The following is a 21,198-nucleotide window of genomic DNA, read 5'->3' as shown; positions in this document are numbered from 1 at the left end:
CCTGGCTTGTGCGGTGCATCATTGAACACCTGACACGGGCTCTGTATGCCTATCGAGCGATATTACCGGTAACCATTCGTCGCAAATTGCTAATCCACTGAGGAAATTTCATGAAAAAAACATATCTGATCGCTACCCTGCTGGCTGCCGTTGCTCTGTCGGCTTGCGGCAAGAAGGAAGAAGCTGCTGCTCCTGCCGCCGCACCTGCTGTAGAAGCACCTGCCGCCGCTCCGGCTGCCGCGCCTGCTGCACCTGCTGCTGAAGCACCTGCCGCTGCACCGGCTGCTGACGCTGCTGCTGCACAAGCTGCTTCCGCTGCCTCCGACGCTGCCGCCGCCGCTTCCGCTGCTGCTTCCGCAGCGTCCGAAGCCGCCAGCGCCGCTGCTGCAGCAAAGTAATCAGCATAGCGATCTCAAACCGGCCTTCTGGCCGGTTTTTTTCGTCTTGTGAAAGCGTGTTGGGAGCCGTGGTGTAAGGAATGCAGCACGGGTTGCTGGCTGGTGCGAGAGCGCAATCCATGCCTTCGGACCAGCGGCGATAATCAGGCTTCGATGCCGGTCCAGCCAAAGCCTTCGGACTGACAGGCGATGATGATGTCGGGACCGCCGCCAACCAGCACGCTCTCAAGCGCCTGGCGGGCCAGTTCAGGGGTATTGTTCTGCTGGCTCAGATGCGCGCCGACAACACGCTGCAGCCGGCTGCGATCGATCGCCGCGAGAATGTCGGCCGCGGTGTCATTCGACAGATGGCCATAGGCGCCGCCGATGCGCTGCTTCAGCGACCAGGGGTAACGCGAGTTGGCCAGCATGTCGCGGTCGTGATTGCATTCCAGGACCAGCGCGTCGCAGCCGCCCAGCGCCTGCACCAGGTGCGGCGTGGACTGGCCGGCATCGGTCAGAACGCCCAGACGGGCCTTGCCGTCGTTGAGCACATACTGCACCGGCTCACGGGCATCGTGCGGCACGGTATAAGGCGTCAGTTCCAGGTCGCCTATCTCCAGGGCGTCGCCATCGCGGCAGATGTTGATCGCCACATCATGGCAGTCGCGCTGCACTGCCTGCCAGGTGCCATAGCTGAGCCAGACCGGCACCCGGTGACGGCGGGCGAACTTGAACACGCCGCCGACGTGGTCCGAATGCTCATGGGTGACGACGATGCCGTTCAGCTCGCCCGGCAACATGCCCAGGCGCGCCAGGCGGCGTTCGGTTTCACGGATACCAAAGCCGCAGTCCAGCATCACACTGGTGCGGGCAGCGCCGGCGCCGCCCGAAATCAACAGCGCATTGCCTTCGCTGCCACTGCCCAGACTGGCAAATCTCAAACCCCTACCCGTCCTTACTTGAGTTGCTCGGTCAGCAAGGCCAGGATGCGATCGCCGGTCTTGGAAGTTTCCGGATTGCCCTCGTTGTTGAGCACGCTGACCTGGCTGACCTCGCCGGCCGGCTTGACTGCGATCTGGTAGCGCTGGGCCTGCTTGGACTTGTCATCCTTGGAGCCGGAGAACATGCGGCTCAGGAAGCCTTTCTGGGCAACCTTGCCATTGGCGTCCTGGTTCTGGTCCACATAGCGGACGTAATACACGCCCTGCGAGCGGTTGCGGTCTTCGACCGTGAAGCCAACCCGGTCCAGCGCCAGTCCCACGCGGCGCCATGCGCGCTCGAAGCTTTCATCGACCTGGACCACGCCGCCGTTGGGGGCGCGTACCAGCTTGGCACGCGACTGATCGACCGGCGCGGCATTGGCGACGATCGCCTTGGCCCGGGTGTTCTCGACGCCCAGTCGTGCCATCAGGCGCGACAGGAATTCCGCTTCCAGTTCCGGATCGGCCGGGCGCGGCGTCCAGACGGTTCTTTCCTTTTCCACGCCGGTCAGCACTTCCTGCGCGCCGCGATGGCTGATGTAGACCTCGGTGCCGCCGTCGGCGGTGCGCTCGAATCGGGTGCGGAACTTGTCGCGCTCGCCGGTGGAGTAGAAGGAATCCAGCGCCTTGCCCAGCGTGTTGCGCAGGAAGCCTTCCGGTATCTTGGCGCGGTTTTCCGCCCAGTCGGTTTCCATGACGCCGGCTTCCTGGTTCTCGGAAGCGATCAGGAAGCCCGAATCCTGCCAGAACTCCTTGACCTGCGGCCACAGCACTTCCGGCGCCATCTTCACCACCAGCCAGCGCTGGCTGCCGTCGCGCTCCACCCTTGCCTGCTCGGTCACGCGCGGGGCTATCGGGGTGGCAGCGGTCGAGGCCGCAGGTGCAGCCGCCGTGGCGCTCTGCGCCATGTTGAAGCCGGATGCGGTGGCCGTGCCGCGGTTGGTGGACTCGGGCAGCGCATAACGGTTATCGCGCTGCAGTTGGGTCAGGTCGGGCGGCACTTCCAGTGACTTGCCCTTGCTGACAGCGGTCGACGCGCTTTTGTAATCGATGCGTTCCGGTTCGAGCAGAGTGCCGAAGGAGGAATTGATGGAGCCGCAGCCAGCGAGGCTGGCCAGGGCGAGCGCATAAGCGATATTGCGCTGCACGGTGCTGCGTTCTGCCATAAAGGTGGTCTTCCGAAAGGTCATGGTCGTGCTGAATCAGTAAGGAAGAGCGGCATTGCCGCCCCGGACCAGCAAAGCAAGCTATTGTAATACACCCGACTCGCGCAATGCCGCGCGCACCGTCTCGCGCAGGCCTTCGGCCAGCGGCACCAGCGGCAGCCGGATGCCATGCTCCATCAGACCCATTTCCGCCATTGCCCATTTCACCGGCACCGGGTTGGGTTCGACGAAGAGCTTGTTATGCAGCGGCAGCAGGCGGTTGTTGATGCGCACCGCCTCGGCGATATTGCCGGCCATGGCGGCCACGCACAGTTCATGCATGGCGCGCGGCGCCACGTTGGCGGTGACCGAGATATTGCCCTTGCCGCCGCACAGCATCAGTGCCATCGCGGTCGGATCGTCGCCCGAATACACCGCAAAGGAAGCAGGCGCCAGGCGGATCAGGTCGGTGTCGCGGCCGATGTTGCCGGTGGCTTCCTTCACGCCCACCACGCCCGGCACCTCGGCCAGACGCAGGATGGTGTCATTGGACATGTCGGCCACGGTGCGGCCCGGCACGTTGTAGAGGATCACTGGCAGGTCAACCGATTCGGCGATCTTCCTGAAATGCTGGTACATGCCTTCCTGGGTCGGGCGGTTGTAATACGGCACCACCTGCAGCGATGCATCGGCGCCGACTTCCTTCGCATAGCGGGTCAGTTCGATCGCTTCGGCAGTCGAGTTGCCGCCGGTGCCGGCGATGATGGGAATGCGGCGGGCCGTATGCTCGACCGCCACCTTGATCAGTTCGCAATGCTCGTCCACCGAGACAGTGGGCGACTCGCCGGTGGTGCCGACGATGACAATGCCATCGGTGCCTTCGGCGATATGCCAGTCGATCAGCTTGCGCAGGCCGGGCAGGTCGAGACTGCCGTCGGCATGCATGGGAGTGACGATTGCTACGATGCTGCCCTGGATCATGATGTTGTATGAGGGAAAATTGTTTAAGGGGACGATTGTAGCGGATAGCACCGGACCGCGGTACCGCCGCCCACAACCGGTTACAAGGCCAGCGCCCGGGCCGGATCGGCATCGGGATCATGGCGCAGCGCGCAGATGCGCTGCACCAGCGCCGGCTTGGGCTGGGACAGATAGCCATCCTCGTAAGCCAGCACCCGCATGCCGTCGCCATGCAGCCTGACCTGTTCGATCAGCTCGCCTGGCTGCAGCAGGAAGTCCGGGCTGGACGGCCTGCCATATTGGCCATTGCCCGCCGCAAAAGTTTCATAAATCAGCACGCCGCCAGGTGCCAGCGCCTCCAGCAACGGCCCAAACAGCGGCCGGTGCAGATAGTTGGTCACCACGATACCTGCGAAGCGGCGTCCGGCATACGGCCATGGCGCGCCGTCTTCCAGGTCATGCCGCTCGCAGCGGATGCCGGGCGCGGCGCAGGCGGCCAGCGCCTGTTCGTCGCGGTCCACCGCCAGCACCGGGTGGCCCAGCCCGGCCAGCAGGCGGGCATGGCGCCCGCTGCCGCAGGCCAGGTCCAGCACCTCGCCTGCTGGAATCAGCGGTGCAAAGCGCCGCACCCAGGGCGAGGCGGCGGCCACGGGAGCATGCGCCGCCATCAGCTGTACGACAGGCCCATGACGTCGCGCACGTCGCGCATGGTTTCCTGCGCCATCCGGCGCGCCTTTTCGCAGCCGTCGGCGATGATGGCGCGCACCAGCGTCGGGTCGTCCAGGTATTGCTGGGCGCGCTCGCGCATCGGCTCCTGCTCCTTCAGCACCGCGTCGATCACGGGCTGCTTGCATTCCAGGCAGCCGATGCCGGCGCTGCGGCAGCCGGTCGCTGCCCATTGCCTGGTCGGCTCGTCGGAATAGACCTTGTGCAGCTGCCAGACCGGGCAACGCTCGGGTTCGCCCGGATCGGTGCGGCGCACCCGCGCCGGGTCGGTGGGCATGGTGCGCATTTTCTTGGTGACCGATTCACGGTCTTCCCGCAGGCCGATGGAGTTGCCATAGCTCTTGGACATCTTCTGGCCATCCAGGCCCGGCAGGCGGGACGCCTCGGTCAGCAGGGCGCGCGGCTCGACCAGGATCAGCTTGCGGCTGCCTTCGAGATAGCCGAACAGGCGCTCGCGGTCGATCATGGACAGGTTCTGCGCCTCGTCCAGCATGGCCCGCGCCTGCTCGATGGCGTCGGCGCTGCCCTTTTCCTGGAACTCGGTGCGCAGCTCGATATAGAGACGGGCGCGCTTGCCGCCCAGCTTCTTCACCGCCTCCTTCGCCTTTTCCTCGAAGTCCTTTTCCTTGCCGTAGATGTGATTGAAGCGCCGCGCCAGCTCGCGCATCATTTCAATGTGCGGCACCTGGTCCTCGCCCACCGGCACCATGCTGGCGCGGTAGATCAGCACGTCGGCCGCCTGCAGCAGCGGATAGCCCAGGAAGCCATAAGTCGCCAGGTCGCGGTCGGCCAGCTTTTCCTGCTGGTCCTTGTAGGTCGGCACGCGCTCCAGCCAGCCCAGCGGCGTGGTCATCGACAGCAGCAGGTGCAGCTCGGCATGCTCGGGCACCTTGGACTGGATGAACAGGGTGGACTGCGCCGGGTCGATGCCGGCGGCCAGCCAGTCGATCACCATGTCCCAGGTGCTTTTCTCAATGATGCTCGGATCGTCGTAGTGCGTGGTCAGGGCATGCCAGTCAGCGACGAAAAACAGGCATTCATGCTCGGACTGCAGCTTCACCCAGTTCTTCAGGGCGCCGTGGAAATGGCCAAGGTGCATTACGCCGGTGGGGCGCATGCCGGAGACTACGCGATCAGGGTACATGTTGGTTCAGCTCAAAAGAAAAGTCAGGGGGGAAATCAGCGCCATCAGCGCGGTATTGGCAACCATCATCACCGGCGCCATCCAGTACTTCAGAAAGCCCAGCATGGCCAGGCCCAGCACGATGAAAAAGCCATAGTTCTCCAGCTGCGCATATTTGTAGGCATAGGGCGCCGGCAGGATGCTGGTCAGCACGCGGCCGCCGTCCAGCGGCGGCACCGGGAACAGGTTGAAGGCGAAGATCACGAGATTGGTCAGGATGCCGGCCTGCGCCATGCGCATGAAGTAGTCGCCGGCATCCATGAACATGCCGAAGACCATCACGGCGATCATCCACAGCAGGGCCATCAGCAGGTTCGCGCCCGGCCCGGCCAGCGCCACCCAGGCCATGTCGCGCTTGGGATTGCGCAGGTTGCGGTATTCCACCGGCACCGGCTTGGCATAGCCGAACAGGAAGGGGCTGCCGACGAAGAACAGCACGATGGGAATGAGCAGCGTGCCAACCGGGTCGATATGCTTGGCCGGGTTCAGGCTCATGCGGCCTTCCATGAAGGCGGTATTGTCGCCAAAGTAGCGCGCGGCATAGGCATGCGCGGCCTCATGCAGCGTGATCGCAAACAGGATGGGCAGCGCGTAGACGGCAAAGGTCTGGATCAGATTGTTCATCGCACGGATTTTAACAGAGGCCAATTGCGGGCCTGGCAGGCTCAGAGCCCGAATGGTGCGGCGTCGCCCAGGCCCTGGCGCACCAGGATCGGCTCGCTGCCGCTCAGATCGATGATGGTGGTAGGTTCAAGCTGGCAGGCGCCACCGTCGATGATGAGATCGATCACCTTTTCCAGGCCATCGCGAATCTCTTCCGGGTCGGACAGGGGATGTTCTTCGTCCGGCAGGATCAGGGTGGTGCCCAGCAGCGGCTCGCCCAGTTCTTCCAGCAGGGCCTGGGCGATGGCGTTGTCGGGCACGCGCAGGCCGATCGTTTTGCGCGACGGGTGGCTCAGGCGGCGCGGCACTTCCTTGGTGGCTTCCAGGATGAAGGTATAGGCGCCGGGCGTTGCCGCCTTCAGCAGCCGGTACTGCTTGTTGTCGACCCGCGAATACTGGGCGATCTCGCTCAGGTCGCGGCACAGCAGCGTCAGGTGATGCTTGTCATCGATGCCGCGGATGCGGCGCAGGCGGTCGACCGCGGCCTTGTCGTCAAGCCGCGCCACCAGCGCGTAACAGGCGTCGGTCGGCAGCGCGACGATGCCGCCGGACTGGATGATCTGGGCTGCCTGCCTGATCAGGCGCAGCTGGGGATTTTCGGGATGGATCTGGAAAAATTGGCTCATCGAATAAAAAAGGCGGAAGCTTCACGCCGCCGCCCTCCTGGATTGAAAATGACTACCGCGTCAGCGCATCCCGCGCAGCGCGGCAATGCGCTGCTCGATCGGCGGATGGGTAGAGAACAGGTCAAGGAAGCCGGGCTTGTCATGGATGCCCAGCGTGGCGACCGATTCCGGCAGGTGGCTGGGCTCGACGCCGCCGAGGCGGGCCAATGCCTTGACCATGGGCTGCGGGCTGCCCAGCAGCTGTGCCGAGCCGGCGTCGGCGCGGAACTCGCGATGGCGCGAGAACCAGGCCACGATCATCGACGCGGCGATGCCGAACACGATCTGGCACACCATCACCGTGACCATGTAGCCGATGCCGGGGCCGCTGTTGTTGTCACGCGAGATGGCGCGGTCGACCACATAGCCGACCACGCGCGAGAGGAACACCACGAAGGTGTTGACCACGCCCTGCACCAGGGTCATGGTCACCATGTCGCCGTTGGCAATGTGCGCGATCTCGTGGCCCAGCACGGCCTCGACCTCGTCGCGCGTCATGCCCTGCAGCAGGCCGGTGGAAACCGCAACCAGCGCCGAATTCTTGAAGGCGCCGGTGGCGAAGGCATTCGGCTCGCCTTCATAGACCGCGACTTCGGGCATGCGGATGCCGGCGCGGTCGGACAGCTTCTGCACCGTATCGAGCAGCCACAGCTCGGTGGAATTGGCGGGCGCATCGATTACCTGGGCGCCGGTCGACCATTTCGCCATGGGCTTGCTGATGAGCAGGGAGATGATGGAGCCCGTGAAGCCCACCACCGCCGAGAACACCAGCAGCATCGGCAGGTTGAGCCCTGACCCGGCCAGGAAGCGGTTCACGCCCAGCAGCGACAGGACGACGGACAGCACGACGAGCACTGCGATGTTCGTTGCCAGGAACAGGAATATTCGTTTCATTGATTGGTCTCCCTTTTTAACGTCCTGCATATGCGGCCTGGCGCCAGGCTCTTCAAGAGCCGGCGCCAGGCCAGAAGCAATACTGGAGCGTGTTCGCCCCGACCTGGCTTGTCGATGCCGGCCGGATTACCCCCGGCACTGCGTTGCGCCGTATCAAAGTACCCCGGTACGACGCGTCGGCACGCCTTGTTCCGGGGGTAATCCGCCTCGGTCTCGCCTAAGCCAGTCAGGGCGAACACGCTCTAGATAACCCAGTCGTGCCAGACCGGCTTGACGCTGGATGGCAGCGGCGGCAGCGCGCCCAGGTCCACCCGCGACTCGCCGGGGCCGTGGAAGTCCGAGCCGCGCGAGGCCAGGAAGCCGTAGCGCTGCGCGACCCTGGCATATTCCTCGTACTGGTCGGGCGTATGGCTGCCGGTGATGACTTCGATCGCGGTGCCGCCCAGGTCCTTGAACTCCGAGAACAGCGCGTCGTAGGCCATGGCGTCGAAGTTGTAGCGGCCGGGATGGGCGATCACGGCGGTGCCGCCGGCTGCCCTGATCCATTCAACCGCCTGCTGCAGGGAAGCCCAGCGGTGCGGCACGTAGCCGGGCTTGCCCTCGATCAGGTAATTGCGGAACACGGACGGCACATCGCGGCAGATGCCGCGGTCGATGATGTAGCGCGCAAAGTGGGTGCGGGAAATCAGGTCCGGGTTGCCGGCATAGGCCAGCGCGCCCTCATAGGCGTCGGGTATGCCGGCCGCGGCCAGTTGCCCGGCCATTTCGCGGGCGCGCAGTTCGCGCCCCGAACGCGTGAGGGCCAGGCCGGCCAGAAGCACCGGGTTGCGCTCGTCCACATGCAGGCCGACGATGTGCACCGTCTGACCGGCCCAGGTGATGGAGATTTCCACGCCGGGCACGAAAGGCAGGCCCAGCGACGCGGCGGCGGCGCGCGCTTCGGCGATGCCGCCGACCTCGTCGTGGTCCGTCAGCGCCCAGACATCGACGCCGCGCGCCTTGGCGCGCGCCGCCAGCGACGCGGGCGCGAGTACGCCATCGGACACATTGGAATGACAGTGAAGATCAAAGTTGCGCATGCGGTATCGGGGCCAGGTTCTGCTTGGGAAGACATGATTGTACGCTGGCGGTTCCGCGGTCGCTGGGCTAGGAGCCTGCGCGGCAGAAGGCTTTGATGCGAAACCCGCGAAAGACGGGTGCGGTTTGATAGCACTGACAAGCCCAGGGTGGTCCCCTGGGCGCAGGCAGTGATGCCGAACCGGACCGTTTTCTCGCGCGTTGCAGCCGCCGATCCTTCTGCCGCGCAGGCTCCTATAACAGGCGCTACGCCAGAAAGCCTTCAATGATGTCAGCAAGGATCTCGGGCTGGTCATGATGCAGCATGTGGCCGGCGTTTTCTATCATGCGGGAAGTGACCTTCGGTATGGTGGCGATGCGGCGGTCGATTTCAAGTCTTGCCTCTTCCCGCGCGCCCATCCAGCGCCAGAGATCGGTGTCGCTGGCTTCCATGTACAGCGTGGGCGCCTCGATGCGCGCCCAGCAGGCCATGATCTCGTCGCGATGGTACAGAAGCGGGCTGATGCCCTTGTGGGCCGGATCGCCCAGGATTTCCCAGACGCCGGGCGCGGTTTCGCTTGCCCAGTGGCCCGACAGGAAGGCGGCGCGCTCGTCGGACAGACGCGGATTGGTCTTCTGCAGACGGGCCGCGACCTCGGCCTGCGAGCCATAGGCGCGCATCGTCGGCGGCGTGCGCAGTTCATTGAGCCATTTCTCGACACGGCGCGGCGCCTGTTCCGGGCGGCTGGCCGGCATGCCCACGCCTTCCAGGTTGATCAGCCGCGCGATGCGCTGCGGCCGCACGCCGGCATAGGTCGTCACCACGTGGCCGCCCATGCTGTGGCCGAGCAGGTTGATCGCGTCACCAGGTGCGTAGTGGTCGAGCAGCGCGTCCAGGTCGCCCAGGTAATCATGGAACCAGTAGGTGTCGGAATGGGCTGACTCGGTCAGGCCGAAGCCGCGCCAGTCGGGCGCGATCACATGCCAGTCTTTCTTCAGGCAGTCGACCATGAACTGGAACGAGGCAGCCACGTCCATCCAGCCATGCACCATGAACAGCTTGGGCGCGCCGGCGTCGCCCCAGTGCCGGACGTGGTAGCGCAGGCGGCGGATGGTCAGGAATTCGGAGCGGGATGGTTTCATGGTGATCGGGTGTCTGGTGAGGAAAGAGGCGCCAAGCGATAATACGATCGCCTTTTCCGCTGACCTTGCTGACAGGCAGCTTAAAAAGAACGATCGTTCGATAATTATAATGGAGACAGCATGATATCCGCCAGCAACAACGCTGCGCCTGCGACCGACGACTACGACGCGCTGTACCAGGGCTTTCACTGGCATGTGCCGCCCGACTTCAACATTGCGCAGCTGTGCTGCATCCGCTGGGCGGACGATCCGCAGCGCATCGCCATCCATTACGAGGACGATGCCGGCAACACCGCCAGCCTGACCTATGCCGGCCTGCTGCGCGATGCCACGCGCCTGGCGCAGGCCATGCACAGGCATGGCGTGGACCGCGGCGACCGGGTTGCCATCGTGCTGCCGCAGCGCCCGGAAACCGCAGTGGCGCATATTGCCTGCCACCTGATCGGCGCGATTGCCATGCCACTGTCCATCCTGTTCGGCCCGGACGCCCTGGCTTACCGCTTGCAGGACAGCGCCGCGGTGATGGCCATCGTCGACCGGGCCGCTATTGCCCCGCTCAACGATGTGCGCCGGGACTGCCCATCGCTCAAGCGCCTCCTGGGCATGGAGTGCGATGGCGAACTGGACTGGGCATCGGAACTGGCGGCATCCGACGGCAAGCTCGAACCGGTCGCAACCAGTGCGCAGGATCCGGCCATCCTGATCTATACCAGCGGCACCACCGGCGCGCCCAAGGGTGCGCTGCTGCCGCAATCGGCCCTGCTGGGCAACCTGACCGGCTTCGTCGCCTCGCAGAACTGGTTTCCGCAGGAAGGCGACGTGTTCTGGTCGCCGGCCGACTGGGCCTGGACCGGCGGCCTGATGGACGCCCTGCTGCCATCGCTGTATTTCGGCATGCCCATTGTCGGTTACCGCGGCCGCTTTTCGGCAGAGACGGCCTTCCGGCTGATGGAGAAATACGGCGTCACCAACACCTTCCTGTTCCCCACCGCGCTGAAGATGATGATGAAGGCCATACCGGCGCCGCGCGAACATTACCGGCTGCGGCTGCGCGCCATCATGAGCGCCGGCGAAGCGGTCGGCGACGCGGTCTTCCATTGGGTGCAGGATGCGCTGGGCGTAACCGTCAATGAAATGTTCGGCCAGACCGAGATGAATTACATCGTCGGCAACAGCGCCGGCCGCTGGCCGGCGCGGCCGGGCAGCATGGGCCGACCCTACCCCGGCCACCGGGTGGCGGTGATTGACGACGACGGCAAGCCGGTCGAGCCCGGCGTGATTGGCGAAGTGGCGCTGCACCGCACCGATATCCATGGCCATCCCGACCCGGTGTTCTTCCTGGGCTACTGGAACAATCCGCAAGCCACCGCGGCCAAGTACAGCGGCGACTGATGCCGCACCGGCGACCTGGCCAGCAGCGATGCCGACAGCTATCTGTGGTACCAGGGACGGGCGGACGACATGTTCAAGGCCGCCGGCTACCGCATCGGCCCGTCGGAAATCGAGAACTGCCTGGTCAAGCATCCGGCGGTGGGGAATGCGGCCGTGGTGCCCAAGCCCGATCCGGAGCGCGGCAATATCGTCAAGGCGTTCATTGTGCTGGCGGAAAATGCCGGGATTGCCGATGAGGCTGCCCGCCAGCGTCTCGTGGCGGAATTGCAGGAGCATGTGCGGGGCAAGCTTGCGCCCTATGAATATCCGAAGGAGATCGAATTTCTCGATGCGCTGCCCATGACCACCACCGGCAAGGTGCAGCGCAGGGTATTGCGCGAGCGGGAAGCGCAGCAGGCAACGCCGGCCGGCTGACTATTTCATCTACCGGAACCAGCCGGCGCGGCCGGATTTATTTTTTCTCGCCGTTCTTGGCCTGGGCCTGCTCGGCTTCCTTGCGGATGTTTTCGCCGGCCTTTTCCATGCCGGCGCCGGCCTTCTCGGCCAGCTTGTTGATGCCTTCGGTGGCCTTGACCGCGGCCTGGTCGATCTTCTGGCCTACCTGCTCGGCCGGCCCTTCGGTGCGCGCCGGGTCGTCGCGCTGGCAGCCCGCCAGCGCGGCCAGCAGTATGCCCAGCGCGATCGCTGATGTTAATGATGCTTTCATGTATCACTCCCGATGATGGTCTGATGGATGAGGGCGGATCCGGCCTGACCTGGCTCGCCGATGCCGCTGGACTCCGCTCCGGCAATCCCCAGTGTAGCGTTGCGGCCCCAGCCCGCAATCGGCTATCAGCAACCCAGTTGCGCAAGCTCCAACTCGGAAAATCCGGCGGCGCGCCGCGCCTCCATGTTGAACGGCCCGCGCAGCGGCGGCGCGTTGTAGCGGCTTGCCAGCTCGGCATATGCCGGCACCGGGTCCAGTCCGCGCTCGCGGCACAGGTAGCCGTACCAGCGGTTGCCGATGGCCACATGGCCGATTTCGTCGCGCAGGATGATGTCGAGGATGGCTGCCGCTTCCAGGTCGCCAGCCTGGGCCAGCTTGGCCCGCACCGGCGGCGACGCATCCAGTCCCCGGGCTTCAAGCGTGCGCGGCACCAGCGCCATGCGGGCCAGCACATCGCCCGCGGTTTTCTCGGCCATGTCCCACAGGCTGTTGTGGGCGGTGAAGTCGCCATAGGCATGGCCCAGGGTGGCCAGATGCGCTGCCAGCAGGGAAAAGTGATACGCCTCCTCGGCAGCGACCTGCAGCCAGTCGGCGTAATAGCCGGCCGGCATGGCTGCGTAGCGCCAGATCGCATCCAGCGCCAGATTGATCGCATTGAACTCGATGTGCGCCAGCGCATGCACGAGCGCCGCCCTGCCCTCGGCGGTCCGCATCGAGCGCCGCTCTACTGCCAGAGGCGGCACCAGTTCCGGGCGCGCGGGCCGGCCCGGAATGCCCGGCGGCGCGGCCAAGGCACGTTCGGGCGCAAGGCTGACGGCACCCTGCAGCCAGCGCTGGCGCAGTGCGGTCACGCCCGCCGCCTTGCCTGCCGGGTCGGCTTCCAGCAGCCAGCCCAGGGCGGCGCCGCGCAATTCGTCGTTGATGGCTTGTTCGGTGGTCGGTGAATTCATGGAGGCGGCGGTAAAATACGGCTCGTCAAAAACCTTCCATTCTACGAAAAATCCATGGCCATCTACCAACTGGGCGACCTCGTCCCTGACGTTCATCCGACCGCTTACGTTGCGGAAACCGCCACCGTGATCGGGCGGGTCAAGCTGGAAGCCCATACCAGCGTCTGGTCCAACGTAACCATCCGCGGCGACAATGACCAGATCACCATCGGCGAGAACAGCAACATCCAGGAATCGGCGGTCCTGCATACCGATCCCGGTTTCCTGCTGACGCTGGGACGCGGCGTGACCGTTGGCCATCAGGCGATGTTGCATGGCTGCACCATCGGCGACAACACCCTGATCGGCATCCAGGCGGTGGTCTTGAATAACGCGAAGATCGGCCGCAACTGCCTGGTTGGCGCCGGTGCGCTGGTCACGGAAAACAAGGAGTTCCCGGACAATGCGCTCATCATCGGTTCGCCTGCCAAAGTGGCGCGGATACTTTCGGACGAGGAAGTCGCCGGCCTTCAACGCCCCAGCGCCGGTTATGTACAGCGAGCGCAGGACTTCAAGACTAGCCTGAAGCGAATCGATTGATGACGGATACCCTGCAAAAATTCATGTTTGAAGACACGCCCGTGCGCGGCGAGCTGGTGGAGCTTTCCGACACCTGGCGTGAAATCCTTTCCCGGCGCGACTATCCCCGTCCGGTGCGCTCGCTGCTGGGCGAGATGCTGGCGGCGGCGGCGCTGCTGTCGGCCAACCTGAAGTTCAATGGCGCGCTGGTGATGCAGATCCATGGCGACGGCCCGCTGCATCTGCTGGTGGTGGAATGCGATGCCGAGCTGAAGATGCGCGCGACTGCCAAGCTGGCGCCGGATGCCGTGGTGGCGGACGACATCACCCTGACCGAGCTGGTCAACCGCAACGGCAATGGCCGCTTCGCCATCACGCTCGATCCCAAGGACAAGCTGCCCGGCCAGCAGCCGTACCAGGGCATCGTGCCGCTTGACGGTGGATCGATTGCCGTGATCATTGAAAACTACATGATGCGTTCCGAGCAGCTCGACACCAGGTTGTGGCTGGCCGCCGACGACCAGGTATCGCGCGGCCTGCTGCTGCAGAAGCTGCCGACCCAGGGCGGGGTGGGCGCGCCCTCGTCCGACGATGCCCTGGAAGCCTGGGACCGCACCGTGATGCTGGCCTCGACACTGCGTCCGGACGAGCTGCTGAGCACCGACATCCAGACCGTGATGCGGCGGCTGTTCTGGGAAGAGACGATACGGGTATTCGACCCGCTGAGCCCGGCCTTTCACTGCACCTGCAACCGGGAACGGGTGGGCAACATGCTCAAGATGCTGGGCGAGGAGGAAGTCGAGGCGGCGATCGCCGAAGTCGGCCATCTGGCCATCGACTGCGATTTTTGCGGGCAGCATTACGACTTCGACAAGGTGGATTGCGCGCAGCTGTTTGCGGCCGAATCGACAGTGGATGCGTTGCAGACGCCGGGGCCGAGCCGGCATTGAGTCGCAGGACGGAGCGCCGTTGCAGTTGCAGTTACGCGCAGCGACAGATGCCGTTGCTTCTGCCGTCGCGGTTGCGGTTGCGGTTGCCGTTGCCGTTGCAGTGAAGTCCCGTTGAGCGCGCCCTGAGGGCGATGCCTGAAGCGGATAAGGTGCGGCGTCTGTCTGAGCGTAGCGTAGCGAGTTTAGCCGCGCCCCGCTTCAGGCGTCGACGGCACGGGGACCCCGCGCAGCGGGGCGCGATCATCGGGTCGCCTTTTCTTGCCTACTTCTTTTGGCGAAGCGTAACTATTCAGCATTCATAGAACGCAAGACGTATGCAGCCTTAACCTGTCGAAGGCATGCGACCGCTAAATAGCATGGTCAATGCCTGTATCAGATCCTTCGATTGCTTCTGCAATGTCCCTATGTAGGAACGAATGCTGCAATACGCCTGCGCGCCCGCAAAGCTGCGGTAGCATCCGCATACCTTCTGCTTGAGCTTGGGCATGCGAAGGTCGCGCTCGGCAAGGTTGTTCGTGAACGGCACCCGTGCATCATGCATGAAACGCAGCACATCATCAGCGTGTTGCTCCAGCCGCTTGATCAGGTTGTATGTGGTGCTTTGCTTGATGCCGCCTCGCTTGTCCTTGCGGGTCAGGTCAGTCAGCCTTTGCGGATTATGCTGGCGACCCTGCTCAAGGAGCTCACGGTATCGGCGACGGTAGCTTGCAGCAACATGCTGGCTCAACACCCCATCCTCGCTGGCATCCACAGCATGATTCATCTTCACAAGCAAGCTCATCATGTCTTGCGCCCATTGCTGCCCGGTCGAGTCGATTACGAACTCCAGCTCACGCAAATGATGCGCGTTGCATAACGCATGTTGTACGTTGAAACGGTAGTAGGAAGGCCAGCCGTCATGCACGGCCACACCCTTGAAGCGCGGCAGCAGGTTCAACGCCTCCAGCGCCTGGTAGCCGCGGCGCGCATGCACCTGATAGACCACTGCGTCCTCGGTCGATGCACTGTGCATCCAGTACAGCTTGGTGCCCACGCGCATGCCCGTTTCATCGAAGTGCACTACTGGCGCCTGCAGCAGTGACTCGCCCAGCGCCTGCACCACCGGTGCCACAGCGGCGTGCGCCTGCGCAATGGCGGCATGCACGCTGGCCGGGGACATCGTCACGCCAAACAAGTCCTGCATCAGGCGCGTGCATCGCTTCATCGGCACATGCTGATACTGCGTCAGATAAACCACCGCAGCCTTGATGGTCGCACCGTACTGTGCCGCCTGCGTCACCCCCTCGGGATAGCATCCGGTATGCGCCTGGCCGCAACGGCAGCGCACACGCTGCAGGCGATGCTCGATCACCGTCATGCGAATGGCAGGCAAGTCAATGACCTGACGCCCTTGCACATCGATCGTGGCGGTGCGCAGGTCGAGTTTGCTGCCACATGCCGTGCAGCGTTGCGGTGGCTGATGCACTTGCACTTGGTCAGCCACGTCGACTCGTTTCAATGTCGATCCGGGATGTCCCTTCTGCCCGCCCGCACTGGCCTTGCCAGCCACGCGGCGTGATTTAGGCTTGCGTTTGAAGCCGTCTGACGAAGGCGGCTTGCTGGAGTTACTGCTGTTTTTAAGCAGCATCGCTTCGAGCTTGTCGAGGCGATCCCAGAGTTGCAGGATCAGCTCGTCCTTTTGCTCGAAGCTCAGAGTGGAGAGATCGGGACGTGATTTCATGACATCGCACTATGCACCTGAATGAAGGAATTTAACAGTCTGATGCTGAATAGTTACGGCGAAGCAAAAGAAGTAGGTCGCCTGCCGGGGCGAACACCCGGCCTGGTCATGACGACAGTGCAGTCGGGTTGTTTCACCAGGCGTGAAGGCGTCACTGCGAAGCAGCAGTTGCTCTTGACGTTTGCAGAGCTCGCTTACAAAAGTCAACTTCAACGACGACAGTGCTGCCCGTGCCTTGCCGGGTGACGCAATGCGATTGCACTGCCGTGGAGGCAAGCCGGGAGTCCGTCCCGGCGGCCGGGTCACTTTTTTGCTCCGCCAAAAAAGTGACCAAAAAAGGCGGCCCCGATGATCGCGCCCTCGCTGCGCGAGGGTCCCCGTGTCAGCGGTACCCGAAGCGGGGCGCGGCTAAACTCGCTCCGCTTCGCTCCACTCAGACAGACGCCGCACCTTTTCCCGCTCCGGGCACCGCTGACACGGCGCGCTCAACGGGGATTTCCACTGCAACAGCTACTTCAAAAACAACGGCAACGGCAACGGCAACGGCAACGGCAACGGCAACTGCGACCGCAACCGCAACCGCAACCGCAACCGCAACCGCTTCGGAACTTGCGTTCGCGCTTGCCTCTCTCCATGCATTGACCTTCAGGCATGAGCTTGAAAGGCGATCTCGGTCTTTCCGCTCCAGTGCGCCCCAATCCGCATCGACCATAAAAAAAAGCGCCATTGAATGGCGCCTTCTTCATTGCGGCTTCTTGCGCGGCGGCGGCTTCTTCACCGGCTTGACCGGCGCCGCCACTTCCTGCAGCGGCGGACTGGTATTCGGGTCCAGGATCTGCACGAAGATCTCGTCCTGCTTGATCATGCCGAGTTCATAGCGCGCCCTCTCCTCGACCGCGCCGGTGCCCTCTTTCAGGTCCTGCACTTCCGAGGCCAGCTTGCCGTTGCGGGCACGCAGTTCGTCATTCTTTCTCTGCGCGGCAAAGACCTGCTGGTCCAGGTCCCAGACCCTGAGCCATCCGCCCTTGCCCAACCAAAGCGGAAACTGAACCAGAATAAGCAAGGCCGCAAGACTAAACAGAATCAGACGCATGGACGCACTTCGCAAGTAGCAGCCGGCGGCACGAGCCGCCGGCGGGGGCGGATTACTTCAGGTTGTAAAACGCTTCGCGGCCAGGGTAGGTGGCGATGTCGCCCAGGTCTTCCTCGATGCGCAGCAGCTGATTGTACTTGGCCATGCGGTCCGAACGGGACATCGAGCCGGTCTTGATCTGCAGCGCATTGGTACCGACGGCGATGTCGGCAATGGTCGAGTCCTCGGTCTCGCCCGAACGGTGCGAAATCACCGCTGTGTAGCCGGCGCGCTTGGCCATTTCGATCGCGGCGAAGGTCTCGGTCAGGGTGCCGATCTGGTTGATCTTGATCAGGATGGAATTGGCGATGTCCTTCTGGATGCCTTCACGCAGGATCTTGGTGTTGGTGACGAACAGGTCGTCGCCCACCAGCTGGATCCGCTTGCCCAGGGTCTTGGTCAGCGTCGCCCAGCCGTCCCAGTCGTTCTCGGCCATGCCGTCCTCGATCGAGATGATCGGGTACTTGTCGCACCAGGTTGCCAGCAGGTTTGTGAAGTCGGACGAGGACAAGGCCAGGCCTTCGCCGTCCAGGCGATACTTGCCATCCTTGTAGAACTCGGAAGCGGCGCAGTCCAGGCCCAGCGCGATCTGGGTGCCCGGCTCGTAGCCGGCCTGCTCGATGGCCTGCAGGATCAGCTTGATCGCCGCTTCATGGTTGGCCACCGACGGGGCGAAGCCGCCTTCGTCGCCGACCGCGGTGGTCAGCTTGTTGTCGTGCAGGATCTTCTTCAGGGTGTGGAACACCTCGGCGCCGTAGCGGATCGCTTCGCGAAAGCTGGGCGCGCCGACCGGGATGATCATGAATTCCTGAAGGTCCAGGTTGTTGTCGGCATGGGCGCCGCCGTTGATCACGTTCATCATCGGCACCGGCATCTGCATCGCGCCGGAGCCGCCGAAATAGCGGTACAGCGGCAGGCCGGCTTCCTCGGCGGCGGCCTTGGCCACGGCCATCGAGACGGCCAGCGTCGCGTTGGCGCCCAGGCGGGCCTTGTTCTCGGTGCCGTCCAGGTCGATCAGGGTGCGGTCCAGGAAAGCCTGCTCATTGGCGTCCAGGCCCATGATGGCTTCGGAGATCTCGGTGTTGATGTTCTCGCAGGCCTTGAGCACGCCCTTGCCGAAGTAGCGGCTCTTGTCGCCGTCGCGCAGCTCGATTGCCTCGCGCGAGCCGGTCGACGCGCCCGACGGCACGGCGGCACGGCCCATCACGCCGGATTCCAGCAGCACATCGCACTCAACGGTCGGGTTGCCACGGGAATCGATCACTTCGCGGCCGATAATATCAACAATAGCGCTCATTCAAGTCTCTCCAATGTGTACGAAAAGGGGGCGGGCCGCCGTGCCGGGCCCGCTTGTTCTTTACTTGCCGCCTCAGGCGAAGCCGTTTTCCAGGAAGCCGGCGCGCTTGACCACGCGGTCCAGGTCCTGCAGTGTCGCCAGCAGTTCCTTCATGCGTCCCAGCGGCACCGCGTTGGGGCCGTCGGACTTGGCTTCCGCCGGATTCGGGTGGGTTTCCATGAACAGGCCGGCGATGCCGACCGCCACGGCGGCACGCGCCAGCACCGGCACGAATTCGCGCTGGCCGCCGGAAGACGTGCCCTGCCCGCCCGGCAGCTGCACCGAATGGGTGGCGTCGAACACCACAGGGCAGCCGGTCTCGCGCATGATCGCCAGCGAGCGCATGTCGGACACCAGGTTGTTGTAGCCGAAGGATACGCCGCGCTCGCAGGCCATGAAGTTGTCTTCGTTCAGGCCGGCCTCGCGGGCCGCGTCGCGCGCCTTGTCGATGACATTCTTCATGTCATGCGGCGCCAGGAACTGGCCCTTCTTGATGTTGACAGGCTTGCCGGAACGGCCGCAGGCCTGGATGAAGTCGGTCTGGCGGCACAGGAAGGCCGGCGTCTGCAGCACGTCGACCACAGCGGCCACTGGCGCGATCTCGTCGATGGCGTGGATGTCGGTCAGCACCGGCACGCCCAGCGCCTTCTTCACGTCCGTCAGGATGTCCAGGCCCTGTTCCATGCCCAGCCCGCGAAACGAGGTGCCGGACGAGCGGTTGGCCTTGTCGAAGGACGACTTGTAGATGAAGGGGATGCCCAGCGCAGCCGTGATTTCCTTCAGCTGGCCGGCGGTGTCATGCGCCATCTGGCGCGACTCGATCACGCAGGGGCCGGCGATCAGGAAGAACGGCTGCTCAAAGCCGACATCGAATCCGCATAGCTTCATGCCGCTTTCCTTTCGGACAGCGCCTGCTTGTGCGCCAGCGCAGCCTTGATGAACGAGATGAACAGCGGGTGGCCGTCGCGCGGCGTGGACTTGAATTCCGGGTGATATTGCACGCCCATGTACCACGGGTGCGCATTCTCGCCGCTGCGCGGCAGTTCCATGATCTCGCACAGCGACTCGGTCGGCGTGCGCGCCGCCACGATCAGGCCAGCCTCTTCCACCCGGCCCAGGTAATGGTTGTTGGCTTCATAGCGATGGCGATGGCGCTCGGTGACCACCGCGCCATAGATCTCGGCGGCCAGCGTGCCCGGCTTGACTTCGCAGGTCTGCGCGCCCAGGCGCATGGTGCCGCCGAGGTCGGAATTGGCGTCGCGCTTCTCGACCTTGCCGTCGTGGTTCTGCCATTCATTGATCAGCGCCACCACCGGATGCTCGGTGCCGGTGTCGAACTCGGTCGAGTTCGCATGGGCCAGGCCAGCCTTGTTGCGCGCATATTCGATCAGCGCAACCTGCATGCCCAGGCAGATGCCAAGATACGGAATCTTGTTTTCGCGGGCAAAGCGGGCGGCGGCGATCTTGCCTTCCACGCCGCGCTTGCCGAAGCCGCCCGGCACCAGGATGGCGTCGAACTTCTGCAGCTGGCCGGTGCCATGCTGCTCGATCTCTTCCGAGTCCACGTATTCGATGTTGACCCGGCTCTCGGTATGGATGCCGGCGTGGCGCAGCGCCTCGGTCAGCGACTTGTACGACTCGGTCAGGTCGACGTACTTGCCGACCATGCCGATGGTCACGTCGGCCTTCGGGTTTTCCAGCGCGTGCACCAGGCGGGTCCACATCGACAGGTCGGCGGGCTTGGGCGAAAGCGCCAGGCATTCGCAGACGATGGCGTCCAGGCCCTGGTCGTGCAGCATCTGCGGGATCTTGTAGATGGTGTCGGCATCCCACACCGAGATCACGCCGGCTTCCTGCACATTGGAGAACAGGGAGATCTTGGCCCGCTCGTCGTCCGGAATGCGGCGGTCGGCGCGGCACAGCAACGCATCCGGCGAAATGCCGATCTCGCGCAGCTTCTGCACGCTGTGCTGGGTCGGCTTGGTCTTCAGTTCGCCGGCCGACGCCAGGTAAGGCACCAGCGTCAGGTGGACGAAGGCGGTGGAATTGCGGCCGGCGCGCAGCGCCAGCTGGCGTGCCGCTTCCAGGAAGGGCAGCGACTCGATGTCGCCGACCGTGCCGCCGATCTCGACGATGGCCACGTCATGGCCTTCGGCGCCACGGTGGATGTATTCCTGGATTTCATTGGTAATGTGCGGAATCACCTGCACCGTCTTGCCCAGGTATTCGCCGCGGCGCTCCTTGCGGATGACCGACTCGTAGATCTGGCCGGTGGTGAAATTGTTCACCTTCTTCATCTTCGGCGTGATGAAGCGCTCGTAGTGGCCGAGGTCGAGGTCGGTTTCGGCGCCGTCGTCGGTGACGAACACCTCGCCGTGCTGGAACGGGCTCATGGTGCCGGGATCGACGTTGATATACGGATCCAGCTTCAGGAGGGTGACTTTGAGGCCGCGGGATTCGAGGATCGCAGCCAGGGAGGCGGCGGCGATTCCCTTGCCCAGGGAAGACACGACGCCGCCAGTGACGAATACAAACTTGGTCATTACAGATGGTGCCGAACGGCACGTGCGGGAAATGGAAATTATACCGCAAACCACTTTGGTTCCAGCCTCCGCGGGCCGGGTCATTGATTCCGCTAAAGCCGCGATGTTGCAAGCAT

General features: G+C 64.0%; 21 protein-coding genes and 1 pseudogene. 4 read left to right on the top strand and 18 right to left on the bottom strand.

The window, feature by feature from the left end; genetic code table 11:
* Positions 1 to 110: 110 nt before the first annotated feature.
* Positions 111 to 398 carry a hypothetical protein gene (locus KTQ42_RS03175; RefSeq protein ID WP_217344185.1) on the top strand — a complete coding sequence of 96 codons (288 nt, stop codon included), beginning with the start codon at positions 111 to 113 and terminating at the stop codon, positions 396 to 398.
* Between the two features lie 143 nt (positions 399 to 541).
* Here KTQ42_RS03175 and KTQ42_RS03170 read toward each other — a convergent pair whose 3' ends face one another.
* From KTQ42_RS03170 to KTQ42_RS03125, 10 genes are all read right to left on the bottom strand, one after another.
* Entirely contained in the window at positions 542 to 1,321 is a 780-nt protein-coding gene (locus KTQ42_RS03170) for an MBL fold metallo-hydrolase (protein ID WP_217344184.1), read from the bottom strand.
* A gap of 14 nt (positions 1,322 to 1,335) precedes the next feature.
* Positions 1,336 to 2,526: an outer membrane protein assembly factor BamC gene (bamC, locus tag KTQ42_RS03165; protein ID WP_249222624.1), complete on the bottom strand. Its 1,191-nt coding sequence runs from the start codon at positions 2,524 to 2,526 to the stop codon at positions 1,336 to 1,338.
* 81 nt (positions 2,527 to 2,607) lie between these two features.
* A complete protein-coding gene (dapA, locus tag KTQ42_RS03160; protein ID WP_217344182.1) occupies positions 2,608 to 3,486 on the bottom strand; it encodes a 4-hydroxy-tetrahydrodipicolinate synthase in 879 nt (292 codons plus the stop codon).
* Between the two features lie 80 nt (positions 3,487 to 3,566).
* Positions 3,567 to 4,133 (bottom strand): class I SAM-dependent methyltransferase, encoded by a 567-nt coding sequence (locus tag KTQ42_RS03155; protein ID WP_217344181.1) that lies wholly within the window; start codon positions 4,131 to 4,133, stop codon positions 3,567 to 3,569.
* On the bottom strand, positions 4,133 to 5,335 hold the full coding sequence (locus KTQ42_RS03150; RefSeq protein ID WP_217344180.1) for a tryptophan--tRNA ligase: 1,203 nt from the start codon (positions 5,333 to 5,335) through the stop codon (positions 4,133 to 4,135). The genes KTQ42_RS03155 and KTQ42_RS03150 overlap by 1 nt, the downstream gene beginning before the upstream one ends.
* Before the next feature lie 6 nt (positions 5,336 to 5,341).
* Positions 5,342 to 5,998 (bottom strand): site-2 protease family protein, encoded by a 657-nt coding sequence (locus tag KTQ42_RS03145; RefSeq protein ID WP_217344179.1) that lies wholly within the window; start codon positions 5,996 to 5,998, stop codon positions 5,342 to 5,344.
* A gap of 41 nt (positions 5,999 to 6,039) precedes the next feature.
* A complete protein-coding gene (locus KTQ42_RS03140) occupies positions 6,040 to 6,663 on the bottom strand; it encodes an L-threonylcarbamoyladenylate synthase (RefSeq protein ID WP_217344178.1) in 624 nt (207 codons plus the stop codon).
* Between the two features lie 60 nt (positions 6,664 to 6,723).
* On the bottom strand, positions 6,724 to 7,596 hold the full coding sequence (gene htpX / locus KTQ42_RS03135; protein ID WP_217344177.1) for a protease HtpX: 873 nt from the start codon (positions 7,594 to 7,596) through the stop codon (positions 6,724 to 6,726).
* Positions 7,597 to 7,838: 242 nt separating this feature from the next.
* Entirely contained in the window at positions 7,839 to 8,675 is an 837-nt protein-coding gene (locus tag KTQ42_RS03130) for a 3',5'-nucleoside bisphosphate phosphatase (protein WP_217344176.1), read from the bottom strand.
* Positions 8,676 to 8,919: 244 nt separating this feature from the next.
* Positions 8,920 to 9,795, bottom strand: a complete 876-nt coding sequence (locus tag KTQ42_RS03125) for an alpha/beta hydrolase (RefSeq protein ID WP_217344175.1) — start codon at positions 9,793 to 9,795, stop codon at positions 8,920 to 8,922.
* 120 nt (positions 9,796 to 9,915) lie between these two features.
* Here KTQ42_RS03125 and KTQ42_RS03120 point away from each other — a divergent pair.
* Positions 9,916 to 11,601, top strand: a pseudogene (locus KTQ42_RS03120) (AMP-binding protein).
* A 37-nt stretch (positions 11,602 to 11,638) separates the two neighbouring features.
* Here the strand turns inward: KTQ42_RS03120 and KTQ42_RS03115 are convergent.
* Both KTQ42_RS03115 and KTQ42_RS03110 read right to left on the bottom strand, forming a co-directional pair.
* Positions 11,639 to 11,893 (bottom strand): hypothetical protein, encoded by a 255-nt coding sequence (locus KTQ42_RS03115; RefSeq protein WP_217344174.1) that lies wholly within the window; start codon positions 11,891 to 11,893, stop codon positions 11,639 to 11,641.
* Positions 11,894 to 12,018: 125 nt separating this feature from the next.
* Positions 12,019 to 12,843 carry a ferritin-like domain-containing protein gene (locus KTQ42_RS03110; RefSeq protein ID WP_217344173.1) on the bottom strand — a complete coding sequence of 275 codons (825 nt, stop codon included), beginning with the start codon at positions 12,841 to 12,843 and terminating at the stop codon, positions 12,019 to 12,021.
* Between the two features lie 54 nt (positions 12,844 to 12,897).
* Between KTQ42_RS03110 and KTQ42_RS03105 the strand changes: the two genes are divergently transcribed.
* Together KTQ42_RS03105 and hslO are read left to right on the top strand one after the other, a co-directional pair.
* Positions 12,898 to 13,422 (top strand): gamma carbonic anhydrase family protein, encoded by a 525-nt coding sequence (locus KTQ42_RS03105; RefSeq protein ID WP_194713480.1) that lies wholly within the window; start codon positions 12,898 to 12,900, stop codon positions 13,420 to 13,422.
* Entirely contained in the window at positions 13,422 to 14,351 is a 930-nt protein-coding gene (gene hslO, locus KTQ42_RS03100; protein WP_217344172.1) for an Hsp33 family molecular chaperone HslO, read from the top strand. The genes KTQ42_RS03105 and hslO overlap by 1 nt, the downstream gene beginning before the upstream one ends.
* A 322-nt stretch (positions 14,352 to 14,673) precedes the next feature.
* Here hslO and KTQ42_RS03095 read toward each other — a convergent pair whose 3' ends face one another.
* From KTQ42_RS03095 to KTQ42_RS03070, 6 genes are all read right to left on the bottom strand, one after another.
* A complete protein-coding gene (locus KTQ42_RS03095) occupies positions 14,674 to 16,071 on the bottom strand; it encodes an IS66 family transposase (protein ID WP_217343761.1) in 1,398 nt (465 codons plus the stop codon).
* Positions 16,072 to 16,504: 433 nt separating this feature from the next.
* On the bottom strand, positions 16,505 to 16,798 hold the full coding sequence (locus tag KTQ42_RS03090; protein ID WP_217344171.1) for a hypothetical protein: 294 nt from the start codon (positions 16,796 to 16,798) through the stop codon (positions 16,505 to 16,507).
* 15 nt (positions 16,799 to 16,813) lie between these two features.
* On the bottom strand, positions 16,814 to 17,164 hold the full coding sequence (gene ftsB, locus KTQ42_RS03085) for a cell division protein FtsB (protein WP_217344170.1): 351 nt from the start codon (positions 17,162 to 17,164) through the stop codon (positions 16,814 to 16,816).
* Between the two features lie 52 nt (positions 17,165 to 17,216).
* Positions 17,217 to 18,500: a phosphopyruvate hydratase gene (eno, locus tag KTQ42_RS03080; protein ID WP_217344169.1), complete on the bottom strand. Its 1,284-nt coding sequence runs from the start codon at positions 18,498 to 18,500 to the stop codon at positions 17,217 to 17,219.
* A gap of 72 nt (positions 18,501 to 18,572) precedes the next feature.
* Entirely contained in the window at positions 18,573 to 19,427 is an 855-nt protein-coding gene (gene kdsA, locus KTQ42_RS03075) for a 3-deoxy-8-phosphooctulonate synthase (protein ID WP_217344168.1), read from the bottom strand.
* On the bottom strand, positions 19,424 to 21,082 hold the full coding sequence (locus tag KTQ42_RS03070) for a CTP synthase (RefSeq protein WP_217344167.1): 1,659 nt from the start codon (positions 21,080 to 21,082) through the stop codon (positions 19,424 to 19,426). The genes kdsA and KTQ42_RS03070 overlap by 4 nt, the downstream gene beginning before the upstream one ends.
* Between the last annotated feature and the right edge of the window lie 116 nt (positions 21,083 to 21,198).

It is taken from the genome of Noviherbaspirillum sp. L7-7A (assembly GCF_019052805.1).
Classification (GTDB): domain Bacteria; phylum Pseudomonadota; class Gammaproteobacteria; order Burkholderiales; family Burkholderiaceae_D; genus Noviherbaspirillum_A.
This window is presented reverse-complemented; position numbering and strand designations above follow the sequence as displayed.

Excerpts from the sequence above, each read along its gene's own strand:
- KTQ42_RS03155 (WP_217344181.1), bottom strand. The coding sequence starts at position 4,133 with ATGGCGGCGCATGCTCCCGTGGCCGCCGCCTCGCCCTGGGTGCGGCGC.
- KTQ42_RS03095 (WP_217343761.1), bottom strand. The coding sequence starts at position 16,071 with ATGAAATCACGTCCCGATCTCTCCACTCTGAGCTTCGAGCAAAAGGAC.
- KTQ42_RS03175 (WP_217344185.1), top strand. The coding sequence starts at position 111 with ATGAAAAAAACATATCTGATCGCTACCCTGCTGGCTGCCGTTGCTCTG.
- kdsA (WP_217344168.1), bottom strand. The coding sequence starts at position 19,427 with ATGAAGCTATGCGGATTCGATGTCGGCTTTGAGCAGCCGTTCTTCCTG.
- KTQ42_RS03070 (WP_217344167.1), bottom strand. The coding sequence starts at position 21,082 with ATGACCAAGTTTGTATTCGTCACTGGCGGCGTCGTGTCTTCCCTGGGC.
- KTQ42_RS03090 (WP_217344171.1), bottom strand. The coding sequence starts at position 16,798 with ATGGCGCTTTTTTTTATGGTCGATGCGGATTGGGGCGCACTGGAGCGG.
- KTQ42_RS03140 (WP_217344178.1), bottom strand. The coding sequence starts at position 6,663 with ATGAGCCAATTTTTCCAGATCCATCCCGAAAATCCCCAGCTGCGCCTG.
- bamC (WP_249222624.1), bottom strand. The coding sequence starts at position 2,526 with ATGGCAGAACGCAGCACCGTGCAGCGCAATATCGCTTATGCGCTCGCC.
- hslO (WP_217344172.1), top strand. The coding sequence starts at position 13,422 with ATGACGGATACCCTGCAAAAATTCATGTTTGAAGACACGCCCGTGCGC.
- KTQ42_RS03130 (WP_217344176.1), bottom strand. The coding sequence starts at position 8,675 with ATGCGCAACTTTGATCTTCACTGTCATTCCAATGTGTCCGATGGCGTA.
- eno (WP_217344169.1), bottom strand. The coding sequence starts at position 18,500 with ATGAGCGCTATTGTTGATATTATCGGCCGCGAAGTGATCGATTCCCGT.
- htpX (WP_217344177.1), bottom strand. The coding sequence starts at position 7,596 with ATGAAACGAATATTCCTGTTCCTGGCAACGAACATCGCAGTGCTCGTC.
- KTQ42_RS03110 (WP_217344173.1), bottom strand. The coding sequence starts at position 12,843 with ATGAATTCACCGACCACCGAACAAGCCATCAACGACGAATTGCGCGGC.
- KTQ42_RS03115 (WP_217344174.1), bottom strand. The coding sequence starts at position 11,893 with ATGAAAGCATCATTAACATCAGCGATCGCGCTGGGCATACTGCTGGCC.
- KTQ42_RS03150 (WP_217344180.1), bottom strand. The coding sequence starts at position 5,335 with ATGTACCCTGATCGCGTAGTCTCCGGCATGCGCCCCACCGGCGTAATG.
- KTQ42_RS03105 (WP_194713480.1), top strand. The coding sequence starts at position 12,898 with ATGGCCATCTACCAACTGGGCGACCTCGTCCCTGACGTTCATCCGACC.
- dapA (WP_217344182.1), bottom strand. The coding sequence starts at position 3,486 with ATGATCCAGGGCAGCATCGTAGCAATCGTCACTCCCATGCATGCCGAC.
- KTQ42_RS03125 (WP_217344175.1), bottom strand. The coding sequence starts at position 9,795 with ATGAAACCATCCCGCTCCGAATTCCTGACCATCCGCCGCCTGCGCTAC.
- KTQ42_RS03145 (WP_217344179.1), bottom strand. The coding sequence starts at position 5,998 with ATGAACAATCTGATCCAGACCTTTGCCGTCTACGCGCTGCCCATCCTG.
- ftsB (WP_217344170.1), bottom strand. The coding sequence starts at position 17,164 with ATGCGTCTGATTCTGTTTAGTCTTGCGGCCTTGCTTATTCTGGTTCAG.